This window comes from Dactylosporangium thailandense (assembly GCF_059739745.1).
Genome location: NZ_AP029195.1, coordinates 10,284,148 through 10,298,414 on the forward strand (window position 1 = coordinate 10,284,148; position 14,267 = coordinate 10,298,414).

Consider the following 14,267-nt stretch of genomic DNA (forward strand, 5'->3'; position numbering starts at 1 on the left):
GGACCGCCCGCGCCTGGATGCTCTGGATGATAGGCCGAAGCGCCGCGCCCTTAGCTCTGGAACCGGGCCGCGTGCTGGCTCGGCGGGACGCCGAACTGCCGGCGGTATTCCCGGCTGAACTGCGACAGGCTGCCGTAGCCCACGCGGCGGCTCACGGCCGCGATGTCGCCCGGGTCGGCGGCGAGCTGGAGCCGGGCCTGCTGCAGCCGGATCTGCTTTTGGAACTGGATCGGGCTCATCGCCGTGACGGCCTGGAAGTTGCGGTGGAAAGCCGAGACGCTCATGCCGGCCTGCTGCGCCACTTCCTCGACGAGGAAGGCGCGCGCGTAGTTGTCGCGGATCCAGCGCACCGCCCGGGCGATGTGGCTCAGGCCGCTGTTGGGCAGGCCGAGCTGGCGGACCATCGGGCCCTGCTCGCCGGTGATGAGCCGCCAGAGGATCTCACGCTTGACGAGCGGCGCGAGCATCGGGATGTCGCGCGGGTGGTCCAGCAGGCGCACGAGGCGGACGACGGCGTCGAGGAGCTCGGCGGGGGCGGCGCCCACGGCCAGGCCGGCCGGCACGTGGTCGTCTGGCCGGTCACACGGCGGCGCCTGCAGGAGTACGTCGGCCACGGCGGCCGGCTCGAGGTTCAGGCCCACCCCGAGCCCCGGGCGGTCCGGGCCGGCCTCGATGAAGTTGCCGCTCACGGGTAGGTCCACGGAGGCGACGAGGTAGTCGCCGGCGCCGTACTCGTAGACCCGGTCGCCCAGGGCCACCCGCTTGACGCCCTGGGCCACGACGGCGAGGACCCGGCCGTAGATGGCGGGCGCCGGCGGGTACGGCCGGTCGGCCCGGAAGATCAGCACGTCGTCGATCGCGGTCCGCAGGTCGGCGAGGGCGTGGCGGGCCAGCAGGTCGCGGAGCTCGTCGAGGGCCATGCGAGGGATTAAAGGCGATCGGGGCAGGATCCGGCCAGAGGTCGCGACTTCTGGGCAACGATCTGCGGGTTCCGGACTGGTTACATGGGGTTCCTGTGACCTTGAGGAGCAGCGTGACCGAACTCTTCGGCCGCCGGCCCGAGCTCGAGCGGCTGGCCGGCTTCGTGCGCCGCGCGGGCGAGCGCGGCGACGTCCTGCTGGTCTGGGGCGAGCCCGGCGTGGGCAAGTCCGCCCTGCTCGTCGCCGCGGCGGAGCTGGCGGTCGAGGCGGGGATGCGGCTGTTGCGCGCGTCCGGGTCGGAGTTCGAGGCCGGCGTCGGTTACTCGTGCCTCAACCAGCTGCTGCTGCCGGTCCTGGCCGACCTCGAGCGGCTGCCCGCGGGCCCGCGCGAGGCCCTGGCGGTGGCGCTGGGATTCGGGGCAGGCCCGGCGCCGGACGCGCTGCTGGTGTGCAACGCCGCGCTGCTGCTGGTCCGGGCGGTCGCCGCCGAGGCGCCGGTGGTGCTGCTCGTCGACGACCTGCAGTGGATTGACCGGGCCACCGCCGTGGTGCTCGGTTTCATCGCCCGCCGGCTGGACGGCTGCCGGGCCGGCCTGCTGGCGTCGGCCCGGACCGGGACTGGAAGCCTGCTGGACCCGCGCGGGCTGGCCGAGGTCGTCGTGCCGCCGCTGGACGACGAGGCGGCCGGGCGGCTGGTCGACGCTGCCTTCCCGCGGCTGGCGCCCGGGGTCCGGCACCGGCTGCTGGATCTGGCCCAGGGCAACCCGCTGGCGCTGATGGAGCTGCCCTCGACGCTGGCGGGGCCCACCGGTCCGGCGGCGATGCAGCCGGAGGTGGTGCCGCTCAGCGACCGGCTGCAGGCGATGTTCGCCGCCCGGATCGCCGAGTTGCCGGCGCCGGCCCGCCGCCTGCTGCTGCTCGCCGCGTTCGAGGGCGGCGGCGATCTCGGCGCGCTGCGCCGGGCGGCCGGCTCGGACGGCCTCGCCGGCCTCGCCCCGGCGGAGCGGGAGCAGCTGGTGCGGGTGGACGACGCCACCGCCCGGATCGTGTTCCGGCACCCGCTGATCCGCTCGGCGATCGTGGCGATGTCCGCGCACGAGGAGCGCCGCGACGCGCACCTCGCGCTCGCCGAGGCGCTGCACGGCGACCGGGAGCGCCGGGCCTGGCATCTGGCGGCCGCCGCGACCGGGCCGGACGAGGCGGTGGCCGAGCTGCTCGAGGAGGTGGCGCACCGCGTGATGCTGCGCGGCGATGCCTACGCCGCCGTCGCCGCGCTCATCCGGGCCGCCGAGCTGAGCGTGACGAGCTCCGGCCGGGGACGGCGGCTGGCCGAGGCGGCGTACATCGGCGCCGAGGCCAGCGGCTCCACCGACGACGCGCAGACGCTGCTGACCGATGCCCGCCGGGCGGTGCCGGACAGCGCCGGCTCGCTGCACGCCGCCAACGCCGCCGCCTTCCTGATCATCAACGGCGACGGCGACCTGAGCACCGCGCACCGGCTGCTCGCCGGCGCCATCCAGACCGGCGGGCACGGCTACCGGGCCGACGATCCAGCACTGGTCGAGGCGATGCACACGCTGCTGCTGCTGTGCTGGTACGGCGGCACCCCCGAGCACTGGCGGCCGTTCTACGAGGCGCTGGCCCGGATGCGGCCCGAGCCGCCGGACGTCCTGGCGCTGGCGAGCCGGACCTTCCCCGATCCGGTGCGGACCGGCGCGTCGGCGCTGCCGCTCATCGACCCGATCCTCGGGTCGCTGCCCGGCGAGTCCGAGCCGGCCCGGATTGTGCGGATCGGCACTGCCTCGGTCTACCTGGACCGCCTCGGCGACTGCCGCGAGTCCTCCTGGCGGCTCGTACAGCAAGGGCGCGACGGCGGCCCGCCCCGGCGCCACCTCGGCGCCCTGATGCACCTGTGCCTCGACGACTACCTCGCCGGCCGCTGGGACGAGGCCGAGGAGCTCGCGTTGGAGGGGCAGGAGATCTGCGCCGCGGGCGGCTTCTCGTTCTTCGCCTGGTACTTCCGCTACAACCGGGCCCTCGTCGCCGCCGGCCGGGGCCGCTTCGACGAGGCCTGCGCCCTGGCCGACGAGATGACCCACTGGGCGCTTCCCCGCGGCGTGGCCGCGGCCTCCCTGTTCGCCCACCACCCGCGAACGCTGGCCGCCGTAGGCCGCGGCGACTGGGACGCCGCGTTCCGCCACGCCGCCGCAATGAGCAGGCCCGGCGTCCTCGCCTCGCACGCGCCACACTGCACCTGGGTGATGTTCGACCTCGTCGAGGCGGCAGCGCGCACCGGCCGCATCGCCGAGGCCCGGGCGCACGCCGAGGCGATGCGGTCCGCCGGCGTCGCCACCCTGTCGAGCCGGATGGCACTGCTGCAGGCGGGGGCCGACGTCATCGTGCAGGAAGAGCAAGAAGAGGCTGTGGTACGCCTGGAGACGCTGCTCGACGCCCCGGAGGCGCAGCGGTGGCTGTTCGAGGCGTCGCGGCTCCGGCTGGCCCTCGGCGAACGGCTGCGCCGGACCAGGTCGGCGGCGGGCGCCCGGCGCCACCTGCTCGCCGCGCGCGACGGGTTCGCCGCCATGGCCGCGGTGCCCTGGCTGGAGCGCACGCACGCCGAGCTGCGGGCGACCAAGTACCGGCTCGACGTACCGTCGGAAGGCCCGTCGTCGTTGACCGCGCAGGAGGTCCAGATCGCCCAGCTGGCGGCCGGCGGCCTGACCAACAAGCAGATCGCCGAGCGCCTGTTCCTTTCGCACCGCACCGTGGGCGCTCATCTTTACCGTATCTTCCCCAAGCTCGGCGTCGCCTCCCGCGCCGGGCTCCGCGACGCTCTGTCGATCTTCGACCAGGGCTGAGCACCGCACATCTATCAAACGACCTAACCGCGCCGGAGCACTAAGTCACCGGCCGCGCGGGCGCTTCAAGTCGAAGACAGATGACTGATGATCGGGGCCGGGCCGCGTCCGACAGTTGGGCCATGGCCATCAACCACGGCTTCCACGCCGTCATGAACGCCCGGCCCGGGCACGGCGACGAGCTCGTCGCGCTGCTGCTGGACGCCCCCTCTCTGCCGAGCGACGACTGCCGCGTCTTCCTGGTGAGCCGCTCCGCCGCCGACCCCGACGTCGTCTCCGTCGCCGAGGGGTGGACCAGCCGGGAGGCTCATGCCGCGTTCTTCGCCAGCGAGCCGGCGCAGGCGTTCGTCGCGAAACTCCAGCCGCTGCTGGCGGGCGAGTCGCAGTACAGCGACGCGATCCCGGTCGGCGGCAAGCCCGCGTTTACCGAAGCGGGCGCGGCATGACCACGACCCGGCCCGACATCGATCCCGAGCTGCGCTCGCTGCTCGCCGGCTTCCCGCTGTCCGGCGAGCTGAGCCCGGAACTGCTCGCGCAGATCCGCCAGACGCCGGTGCCGCCGGTCGAGGCCATCATCGACGGGCGCGCCATCGAGCGCCACGACGTGGCCGTCGCCCGTCCGGACGGCGCGCAGGTCCCGCTGACCGTCTTCAGCCCGCAGAGGGCCGCCCGCACCACTACGGCGCCGTGCGTCTACTGGCTGCACGGCGGGGGCATGGTCATGGGCGACCGCTTCTCGCAGATCGACATCCCCCTCGAGTGGCTCGAGCGGTTCGGCGCGGTCGTGGTCACCGCGGACTACCGGCTGGCGCCCGAGGCCGGCGGCACGACCCTGGTCGAGGACGCCTACCACGGCCTGCTCTGGACCGCCGAGCACGCCGGAAAGCTCGGCGTCGACCCCGGCCGCATCATCGTCGCGGGGATCAGCGCCGGCGGCGGCCTCGCCGCCGGGGTCACGCTGCTGGCCCGCGACCGCGGCACCCCGCCGATCGCGGCCCAGGTGCTCATCTGCCCGATGCTCGACCACCGCAACGCCACCACCTCCAGCCAGCAGTACTCCGGCGAGCCCGGCGTCTGGACCCGGGAGATGAACGAGTTCGGCTGGCGGTCGGTCCTCGGCGACCTGCCCGACGCCGACGTCCCCGGCTACGTCTCGCCCGCCACCGCCGGCGACCTGTCCGGCCTGCCCGACACCTACATCGACGCGGGCACCGCGGAGGTGTTCCGCGACGAGGACGTCGCCTACGCCACCCGCATCTGGGCCGCCGGCGGCCAGGCCGAGCTGCACGTGTGGGCCGGCGGCGTGCACGGCTTCGACGCCCTGTTCCCGCACGCCCGCGTCTCCGCCGCAGCTCGCCGCACCCGCAACAACTGGCTCGCCCGGGTGCTGGCGTCATGACCACCTTCACCGCGCTGCGCCCCGACGACCGCGCCGCGTTCCTGCGCGAGTTCGTCCGCGACCCGTTCACCGTCGCCGCCGTCACGCCCAGCGGCCGCTCCCTGTCGGAGGCGGTCACCTCGACAGTTCCGCACGCCGGCGAGCCGCTGGTGGCGGAGCTCGGCCCCGGCACGGGCGCATTCACGGCGGCCATCCAGCAGCGGCTCGCCGGCCGCGGGCGGCACCTCGCCGTCGAGATCAACGCCCGCTTCGCCGAGCGCCTCGCGGCGCGCTTCCCCGGCGTCGACCTTGCCGTCGGCGACGCCCGCGACCTGCACGCCATGCTGGCCGAGCGCGGCCACCAGCGGGCCGACGTCATCGTGAGCGGGCTGCCGTGGGCGGCGTTCGCGCCGGGCCTGCAGGACGACCTGCTCGACGCGGTGAGCGGCGGCCTGGCCCCGCACGGCGCGTTCACCACCTTCGCCTACACGCACACCCGCTGGGCTCCTCCGGCGCTGCGGCTGCGGCGCCTGCTGCGGGACCGGTTCGAGGAGGTCGTCCTCGGCCGGACGGTGTGGGCCAACGTGCCGCCGGCCTTCGTCTACTACTGCCGCCGACCCCGATAGGAGACCACCGTCATGCCGATCGCCATCGTCACCGGCGCCAGTTCGGGCATCGGGCAGAGCGCCGCGGTCCAGCTCGCCCGGCGCGGGGCCGGAGTCATCCTGACGTACAACGGCAACCAGACCGGGGCGCAGGAGACCGTCTCGATGATCGACAAGGTCGGCGGGACGGCCGTCGCCCTCCCGCTGGATGTCGGCGACGCCGCGGCATTCCCCGCCTTCCGTGAGACCGTGGCGGCAACGCTGCGCGACACTTGGGGCGCCACCACGTTCGACTACCTCGTCAACAACGCCGGCTTCGGCCGGATGGCGATGTTCGCCGCCACCACCGAGGACATGTTCGACGAGCTGATGCGGGTGCTGCTCAAAGGCCCCTACTTCCTGACCCAGACGTTCCTGCCGCTGCTGGCCGACGGTGGCGCGATCGTGAACATTACGAGCAACTCGGCGCGCAGCTCCGGCCTGGAGCCCGGCTACTCCGCCTACGGCACCATGAAGGGCGGCCTGGTGGTGCTGACGCGCTACCTGGCCAAGGAGCTCAGCCCGCGCGGCATCCGGGTCAACTCGATCTCGCCCGGCTCAACCCGCACGCGTATCTCGGACAACGCCTTCGAGCGCTACCCGGACGTGATCCCGGGTCTGGCCGCGCGGACCGCCCTGGGCCGGATCGGCGAGCCCGACGACATCGGCCTGGTCGTCACCGCATTGCTCTCCGACGACTGCCGCTGGATCACCGCCCAGGACATCGAGGTCTCCGGCGGGTACAACCTCTAAGCCGGCCGCCTGGTGGGCGATGGACGATTATGCCGGAGGAGCATCCTGGACGACGCCGTTGTTACGGGTGTCGTCGTCCGCGCAGGCATCCGGCCGCCCGCCACAACGGTACGACGCACCCATCGTCGACCGGGCGTGGCGGCCCCATCCGCCGAACGCTCCCTGGCCACCCTCCCATCGGCGGGCTACGGCGTCGACAGCACCTAGGTCATCGGTCGCCGTCGGCCCTGCAGCTTCGAAGTCATACGACTCGTGACGATCAAACGGATGTGACGCAGAGTGGAGTCGCCACCGACGCCCGGTGGCGACCCCCGCGAACGAGGAGATGCCCCATGACCATCGGCCACGGTTTCCACGCCACCATGACCGCCCAGCCCGGCAAGGGCGACGAGCTGGTCGAGTTCCTGCTCAAGTCGCCGTCAAGCGCCGACTCAAGCACCCGCTTGGTCAGCTCAGGTTCGTTGCCTCGACCAGGTCGGGCTGATGAAGGCGGGCGCCCCGGGAGGTTGCCGGGGCGCCCGCTGCGTGCTGTGGTGTTCAAGCCGGTACGGTCACAGGCCGACGTGGTTGCTCATCGACATCGCGACACGGGACCACCATGCGAAGTTGTTCGTGTTCTTGGTGGTCTGGACTCGGTGCCAGATCTGGCCGTCGCCACCGATGGCAAAGACCTCGATCAGACCGTCCTCGCGCTTGAAGAGCGTCGGGTTGCTGTAGATGAGACCGCTCAGGTTCTCCCATGCGGTCCACGAGCCTGGGTCGGATGTCGAGGCTTGCTTGATCGACCACAGGTTGTCGTCCTGGCCGCGGCCCATGATGACGACCGTGCCGTCGTCGTTCTGGGTCAGCGCCAGCGAGTGCAGGTACTTCGGCGAGCCCACCGGGACCCACCAGGCGAACGAGCCGTCGCTGTTCTGCAGGCGGTGCCAGATCGAGTGGTCACCGCCGACGGCGAACACCTGCAGCCGGCCGTTGTTGTCCAGCACGGCGACCGGCTCGCTGTAGATGAGTCCGCCCAGGTTCGTCCAGGCGCCCCAGGTGCCGTCGACGGCCTGGACGCTGGTGTACAGGTTGTTGTTCGAGCCGCGCGCGAACATCTGCGGACGGCCGTCGCTGTTGCGCACGATCGGACCCGAGATCTTCATCGTCGCGCCCGGCGCCACGTAGAGGTCGAGGCGCAGGTTCCGGGCGGCGCCGTCCGGGTCCACACCCGCTGCGACCAGCGCGTGGCTTGTCGCGTCGAGGTCGCTCGGGATGGCGATCGTCTGGGTGAAGTCACCGTTGGCATCGGTGATGACGCTGCCCAGTTGGACCGGGTTCGAGTACATCGCGATGATCACCGTGGAGTACGGCGCGTAGCCGGCCCCCTTGATCGTGATCTGCTGCCCCGGCTCTGCGGCGTTGATCGGGCCGACGTCGGTGGTGAGCGACGCGTCCGCCGTCGGTGCCGTTGACGGCGTCGTCGGTGCCGTCGGCGTGACGGAGTTGGACGCCGCGCTCGCCGCCGAGTTACCGGCGGCCGATTGGGCCACGACCGTGACGGTGTAGGACACGCCCGCGTTCGCGCCGAGAACACAACTGGTCTCGGTCTTGGACTTTGTGGAGCAGGTGGCCGGGCCCGGGTTCGCCGTCACCGTGTACCCGGTGACCGGCGAGCCGTTCTCGGTCGGTGCCGTCCACGTAACCTCGATCGACGACACGCCGGCCGTCGCCGTCGGTGCCGCCGGTGCGTCCGGGGCGTTCCCCGGCGCGGGGGTCACCGTCAGCGTCGCCGCGCCGGTGGTCGCGCTGCCGAGCGAGTTCTGGAACACTGCACGGTACTGCGCGCCGTTCTGCTGTTCATTCGTGGTGAACGTCAGCGTCGTATTCGTCTGGCTGCTGATGTCGGTCCAGCTGCCGTTCGGGAGCTTCTCCTGCCACTTGACCGTCGGTGTCGGGTTGCCCGAGGCCGCCGCCGTGAACGTGGCCGTGCCGCCCGCGCTGCGCGACTGCGCGAGCGGCTGCGTTGTCACCACCGGCGCCGCCGTGTAGGAGAACACGGTGTTGTTGTTGGACATGCCACCCGGCGTGGTGACCACGATCGCGGCGTCGCCGGCGGCGTGCGCCGGGGTGGTCACCTTGAGGCTGGTGGCGCCGATCGGCGTCAGGCCGGTGCCGGCCGTGCCGTCGAAGGTGACCTTGGTGGCGCCGGTCAGGTCGGTGCCGGTGATGGTCACCTCGGTACCGCCGGCCGCCGGACCGGTCGGCGGTGACACGTCCGTCACCGTCGGCGCGGCCACATAGGTGTACTCCACTGTGCCGTCGGACGTGCCGCCCGGCGTTGTCACCTCGATCGCGGCGTTGCCAGCGCTGTTCGCCGGAGTGGTCACCTTGAGGCTGGTGGCGGTGACCGCCGTGAGGCCGGTCCCGGGCGTGCCGTCGAAGGTGACCGCGGTGGCGCCGGTCAGGTCGGTGCCGGTGATGGTCACCTCGGTACCGCCGGTCAGCGGGCCGGCTGTTGGTGACACATCCGTTACTGTCGGTACTGGTACTGCGTATGCCGGCGTTGCCACCGCGACAGTCGCCGCGGTGAGGGCGAGGGCCAGCGCCGTGCCGGCCCAGGTTCGTCCGCGGGATGCCGGTCCCCTGCGGATGTTCGTCGTTGCGAACACTTTCCCCCCGTACAGGTGTTGGAGCGGCACCTGGTGTCGCTCGTTCTCCCTGAACGTAGATCAAACGTGAATATCTTTTGTGATCCTCCGCCGGATTTGCACCCGAAACGCCTGCCCCGACGCCTGACCGGATTCCGGCGGGAGCAGCGCGGGCCGGCTGTAGTGAGCCGCGTGTCGGCAACACGCACGGGCTCTCGTCACGGTTCGGTTTGGCGTTGAACCCGACGGCCGACTGAGCATCGAGCAGTGAGCCGCTCACGCGTGGAGCGGGCGTTCACCGGGCCTGGGAGGAGTTCACGAAGCTGCGATGAGTCCTGCGCGTCGCGCATACAGTAGTGCGCGCCGTGCGCATTCGAATCGTGGCCGGCCTTACGACGACGTTTGTGGCTGCCGGCCTCGTACTGCTGTCCGGCGTTCTCGACCTGGCCCTCGGCAGGTACGGCAACGTCGCTGAGGCCGGTTGCGGGCCGGCGAGGTGGCACCTCCGGCCGGGCGGCGAGCCGTTCGAGACGCTGCCGGCGGGCGTGCCCTCGCAGGACCTGGACGAGGTCCATCACGAGGTTTGCGGGCGGGCTGGGTCACCCGTGCCGCGGTGGGATTTTTCTGGCAGTGGCGGCGAGTCCTTGGCGCATTGGATGACATCGTTCGTCCGATGCGCTCATCCTGTCGTCGTTCTTTCGGCCATTCCCGCCTCGTGTGTCCCGGCGGTCGGCGTTCGAAATCGATGGTGTTCGGTTGTCCGGGGTGACGCGGTTTCGTGTTCGTGCGTACATTCTCGGGCATGTCGTTACGGTTCCCGGTGTCCAGGCTGGCCGCTGCCACGTTTCTCGTCGCCTGCGGCTTGCTGCCGCTGGGGTTGGTGGGCGCGTCGGCGCAGTCCCCGGATGACGGTGGCGGATACGCTCACGCCGGTAGTCCGCCGGGTGTGCATGCGAACGCCGTGACCGGCGCGGCCGCGGTCACGGTGCCGGCGGGCTATTCGCAGTTGGGTATCGACGTTTCCAGTCATGACCATTCCGTGCATCAGATCGACTGGCCCGGGGTGGCGGCGGGCGGTGTCCGGTTCGCCTATGTGAAGGCGACCGAGGGGGCGTATTACACGAATCCGTACTTTCATGCCGATTACACGTCCGCGAAGGGGGCTGGCATTCTGACCGGCGCCTACGCGTTCGCCCGTCCGGATCTGGGCGATCCGGTGGGGCAGGCGAACTATTTCCTCGACCGTGCGGAGTGGGTCAACAACTCCCAGACGCTGGTGCCGTTCCTGGACCTGGAGTGGCCGTATCCGTCGCTCAAGCTTCCGGACTGCTGGAACCTGACGCCGGAGGCGATGGTCGCGTGGATTCGCGGCTTCACCGACCGGGTGAAGGCCCGCATCGGCCGGGACATGATGATCTACACGAATCCGAACTGGTGGAACCCGTGCACGGGCAGCTCGACGGCGTTCGGCGCCAACCCCCTCGATGTGGCCGACTTCGGCTCCACGACCGGCCCGCGGGTCATGCCCAGCGGCTGGTCGACGTACGCGATCTGGCAGTACGCGGGCGGTAACAACTCGGCCGGGACCTATGACCGCAACGTGGTCAACGGCGACTATGCGGCCCTGACCCGGCTGGCCGGGGACGTGCCGGCGGAAGGCCCGCCGGTGGAGCTGCGGGCGAACGCGAACGGCCGGTACGTCAGTACCGACCTCACCCGCTCGGGCACGCTGGCCGCCAGCCGCGACGCGATCGGGCTTTGGGAACGGTACGACGTCCTGAGCGCCGGCAACGGTGACATCGCGTTGCGCTCGCGCTCCAACGGGCTGTACGTGACCGCGGACCTCAACAACGGGGGCCGCCTGGTCGCCAACCGCAGCTCGGTGGGCGCTTGGGAGAAGTTCACGGTCGGCGACAACGCCGACGGCACGATCAGCCTGTTCGCGGGGGCCAACGGCAGGTACGTGACCGCCGATATGAACAACGGCGGCCAGCTCGTAGCCAACCGGGCCGCGGTCGGGGCGTGGGAGAAGTTCACCAAGGTGCCGCTGCCGACGCTGCTGAGCCTCCGCGCGAACGTCAACAGCCGGGTCGTGACCGCGGACCTCAACAACAAGGCCACGATGACCGCGAATCGGGACGCGGTCGGGGCGTGGGAGCAGTACGACGTCATCGACCTCGGCGACGGCGACGTGGCGCTGCGCGCGCACGCGAACTCGGCGTACGTGACGGCCGACCTGACCAAGGGCGGCCTGCTCGTCGCGAACCGCGCCGTGGCCGGCGCGTGGGAGCGGTTCAAGCTGGTCACCAACCCCGACGGCAGCACGAGCATCCTGGCCGGCGCCAACGGCACGTACGTCACGGCGGACATGAACAACGCCGGCAAGCTCACCGCGAACCGCACCGCGATCGGCGACTGGGAGAAGTTCACCAAGATCGGCTGATGTCCCGCTCGGCGAAAGGGGGCTTCGCGGCCCCCTTTCGCCGCCTGCGCTTCCGCGTGTTCGGCGTGCTCATGCCAAGCCGGCGCTCCCGGCTCGATGGCGACATGGAGAAGGCCCATGTTCAGCAGTTCGAAGGAGGCTTGGGGCCGCAGGGCGAGGGCGGCCGGTCCCATTCCAGTCGGCTCGAGACCCGCGCCAGGACGTCGTTCCCAGCGCGGAACCGGCGACACCGGCTCGGCGTGCGAGCCAGTGACCGTGAGCGCCTGCAGATCGAGGTCGACTTTGGTGCGTTCCGTTCCGGGCCTGTGGTCGGTACTGCCGGCCAGCCAGGTCGGGTCCGCCGTGAGGGTCATGGCTGGGCGCCGGGTCCGGGCCGAGACGTCGGGGTCGCCCAGGCCGGCTCGGGCGGGAGCGGCCAGCCAGCCAGCTCCGGACCGTACGCCGGCGCGGGCGGCTCGGCGTGAACCGGCATGGACGGCGCGACCCCGGCCGGGGCGGGACAGACAGTAATGCCACCCGGCGATCCTCAAGGCGGAAGTGCCTCAACGCTCGCCGTCGGTCTTCTGGTCGGTGAAGGCAGCAGCGCGACGCCCTTGTCCGGGGCGGCATGGAACCCGTAACTCATCGGCTTACCGCGGCGCTGCCTCATACTCCACCATGACGTACACCCGGGAAAGGTCGCTCGTCTTCGTTGCCGGGACCAGGTTGTAACCGGCGGTGCCGACGCGGCCGACCGTCAGCGTGCCCAACCGGTCGGAGTGCTGGGCCGGGTCGACCGCCACGATCCGGTTCGTGGCGACCACGTTCGCGTCCGTGGGCACCTGGTCCAGCCGGGCGCTGCCGCCGGCGCCGACCACACGGAGCGGCCGGTAGGTGATGTCGGTCAGCGCGTCGATGCCGAACGAGGCCGCAGTCACCAGCTCCACCTCGGCCTCCCCGCCGCTCGCCGCGGTGATCCGGCCGAGCAGCCCGTCCGGCGTCGCGACCAGTCGGCCCGGGAGGAGGGCCCGCGGCGAGCCCTGGATCCGGGCGTGGTCGGGCGATTGGGCGACGACCGTGACCGGAACGGCGACCGCGTCGCCGACGGCGCCGCCGTCAGCCGGGCCGCGGAAGACTACGGTGCCGGCGTGCCTTGCGATGACGGTGGTGTTGATCGGCGTACCGCCGGGCGGCAGCGACACGAGCAGCCACCGACCCAGGTCCGGGCCGCCGCCCTCGACCAGCTCCTGGTCCACCGCCGTCGAGTGGTAGCCGAAGCCGGTCACCCCGGGCGCGCCGAGCGCGAGCAGCCAGGCGGAGGGGCGGGAGCCAGGCGGCTCGGCGCCCGTCGCGGTACCCAATCGTCCGCTCACCATGCTCACCACCCGGGTCGTGACGGCGTCCGGCGCCGGCCGGTCCACGCGCAGACGCAGCCTGTCGCGGTCCTCGGCGCTGCCGGTCAAGATAGCCAGCCGAGGCTCGCCCTGCGCGTCGCGGCCCTCGAGGACCACGACCGGGCCGAGGACCGCTGGATCGCGGTCCACCAGCAGCGGATGTACGTCGGTGTGCGGGCCCGAGGCGCGGGTGTCGTCCCAGACGCGTACCGCCTCGGCCAGCAGACCGGTGCCCGTGGCGTTGCCGGTGACCGGCCAGCCGAGGAACGGCCCGTCCGGGGCGGTGATGGGCATCGGCGCCGGCCGCGCCGCCAGCGCGACGCCGATGGTCACGACCGCAACCGCGACGGCGGCGGCCAGGCCGCGCGCACGGCGCCGGCGGAGCCGGCGGGTGCGGCGGCGGATCTCCTCATACGGCACCGACAGCGGGCCGAGTTCGCCAGCCAGGTCGTACAGCCGCCGCTGCAACAGGTCGTTGCCGCCGTTCACCGGTCCACCTCCGCGGGCTGCCTATGGGTCTCCTCGACGGGCAGGTCGCGGCGCAGCCGCTGCAGCCCGCGCGAGGTCAGGCTCTTGACGGTGCCGAGCGAGCAGCCGAGCACGGCAGCGGCCTGGTGCTCGGACAGGTCCTCGTAAAACCGCAGCACCACGGCCGCGCGCTGCCGGGGCGGCAGCGCGGCGAGGGCCCGGCGCAGCAGGTCGCGCTCGTCCATTGTGGACGCCGAGTCTGCCAGGCCGCAGTCGGGAACCGCGTCGACCGGGATCTCCTGCCGCCAGCGGCGCCTCCGGCTGCTACGGAACACGTTGACCAGGATCTTGCGCACGTACGCATCCGGCGCCGCGTCGAGCCGATGCCAGGCCAGCGCAGCGCGGGCGAGCGCGGTCTGGACGAGATCCTCGGCCTCGTGCCGGTCGCCGCACAGCAGATACGCGGTACGCGTAAGGCGCTGATAGCCGGCCAGCACGAAGTCGCGGAAGTCGACCTCGCTGTCACGATCCACCCGCAACCCCCGGTCGGCCGCCGAACTCTTGTCACTCTCCCTACCCGCGACGTCCCTCAAAAGGTTGCCCCGACGCTTCTGACCAACCCGTGACAGCAGACCCCCGAGCGGGCACAGCACCTGGAAGCGCTCGGCTACGACCATCTCTCGCCACGGGAGTACGGCGACCGGCCGCGACGCCGCGGCGGACCGGCGCAGCCTCGGTACCAGGCCGGCGCGACGAAGGCGCCATCCAGATGCTCGACGGTGGGGCCGCCGCGTCCGGCC

10 protein-coding genes are annotated in these 14,267 nt (G+C 71.9%); 6 read left to right on the top strand and 4 right to left on the bottom strand.

Features of this window, described 5'->3' with window-relative positions; all coding sequences use genetic code 11:
- Positions 1–50 precede the first annotated feature (50 nt).
- A complete protein-coding gene (locus AC6JBM_RS45825; RefSeq protein WP_497979934.1) occupies positions 51–920 on the bottom strand; it encodes an AraC family transcriptional regulator in 870 nt (289 codons plus the stop codon).
- A 113-nt stretch (positions 921–1,033) separates the two neighbouring features.
- Here AC6JBM_RS45825 and AC6JBM_RS45830 point away from each other — a divergent pair, with 113 nt between their 5' ends.
- The 5 genes from AC6JBM_RS45830 to AC6JBM_RS45850 all read left to right on the top strand — a co-directional run bounded on the left by AC6JBM_RS45830 (position 1,034) and on the right by AC6JBM_RS45850 (position 6,553).
- On the top strand, positions 1,034–3,778 hold the full coding sequence (locus tag AC6JBM_RS45830; protein WP_497979935.1) for an ATP-binding protein: 2,745 nt from the start codon (positions 1,034–1,036) through the stop codon (positions 3,776–3,778).
- Between the two features lie 122 nt (positions 3,779–3,900).
- Positions 3,901–4,224 (top strand): putative quinol monooxygenase, encoded by a 324-nt coding sequence (locus AC6JBM_RS45835; protein WP_497979936.1) that lies wholly within the window; start codon positions 3,901–3,903, stop codon positions 4,222–4,224.
- Positions 4,221–5,177: an alpha/beta hydrolase gene (locus AC6JBM_RS45840; RefSeq protein WP_497979937.1), complete on the top strand. Its 957-nt coding sequence runs from the start codon at positions 4,221–4,223 to the stop codon at positions 5,175–5,177. The genes AC6JBM_RS45835 and AC6JBM_RS45840 overlap by 4 nt, the downstream gene beginning before the upstream one ends.
- Positions 5,174–5,782 (top strand): class I SAM-dependent methyltransferase, encoded by a 609-nt coding sequence (locus tag AC6JBM_RS45845; RefSeq protein ID WP_497979938.1) that lies wholly within the window; start codon positions 5,174–5,176, stop codon positions 5,780–5,782. Before AC6JBM_RS45840 ends, AC6JBM_RS45845 begins: the two co-directional genes overlap by 4 nt.
- 12 nt (positions 5,783–5,794) lie before the next feature.
- Positions 5,795–6,553: an SDR family NAD(P)-dependent oxidoreductase gene (locus AC6JBM_RS45850; protein WP_497979939.1), complete on the top strand. Its 759-nt coding sequence runs from the start codon at positions 5,795–5,797 to the stop codon at positions 6,551–6,553.
- Between the two features lie 551 nt (positions 6,554–7,104).
- Here AC6JBM_RS45850 and AC6JBM_RS45855 read toward each other — a convergent pair.
- Positions 7,105–9,234 carry a DUF8189 domain-containing protein gene (locus AC6JBM_RS45855; protein WP_497979940.1) on the bottom strand — a complete coding sequence of 710 codons (2,130 nt, stop codon included), beginning with the start codon at positions 9,232–9,234 and terminating at the stop codon, positions 7,105–7,107.
- A 751-nt stretch (positions 9,235–9,985) separates the two neighbouring features.
- Here AC6JBM_RS45855 and AC6JBM_RS45860 point away from each other — a divergent pair.
- Positions 9,986–11,626, top strand: a complete 1,641-nt coding sequence (locus AC6JBM_RS45860; protein WP_497979941.1) for a GH25 family lysozyme — start codon at positions 9,986–9,988, stop codon at positions 11,624–11,626.
- 629 nt (positions 11,627–12,255) lie between these two features.
- On the opposite strand, the gene AC6JBM_RS45865 is transcribed toward AC6JBM_RS45860, so the two are convergent.
- Positions 12,256–13,488, bottom strand: coding sequence for a hypothetical protein (locus AC6JBM_RS45865; protein WP_497979942.1), 1,233 nt, complete (start codon positions 13,486–13,488; stop codon positions 12,256–12,258).
- Positions 13,485–14,000, bottom strand: coding sequence for a SigE family RNA polymerase sigma factor (locus AC6JBM_RS45870; RefSeq protein ID WP_497979943.1), 516 nt, complete (start codon positions 13,998–14,000; stop codon positions 13,485–13,487). The genes AC6JBM_RS45865 and AC6JBM_RS45870 overlap by 4 nt, the downstream gene beginning before the upstream one ends.
- Positions 14,001–14,267: the final 267 nt, after the last annotated feature.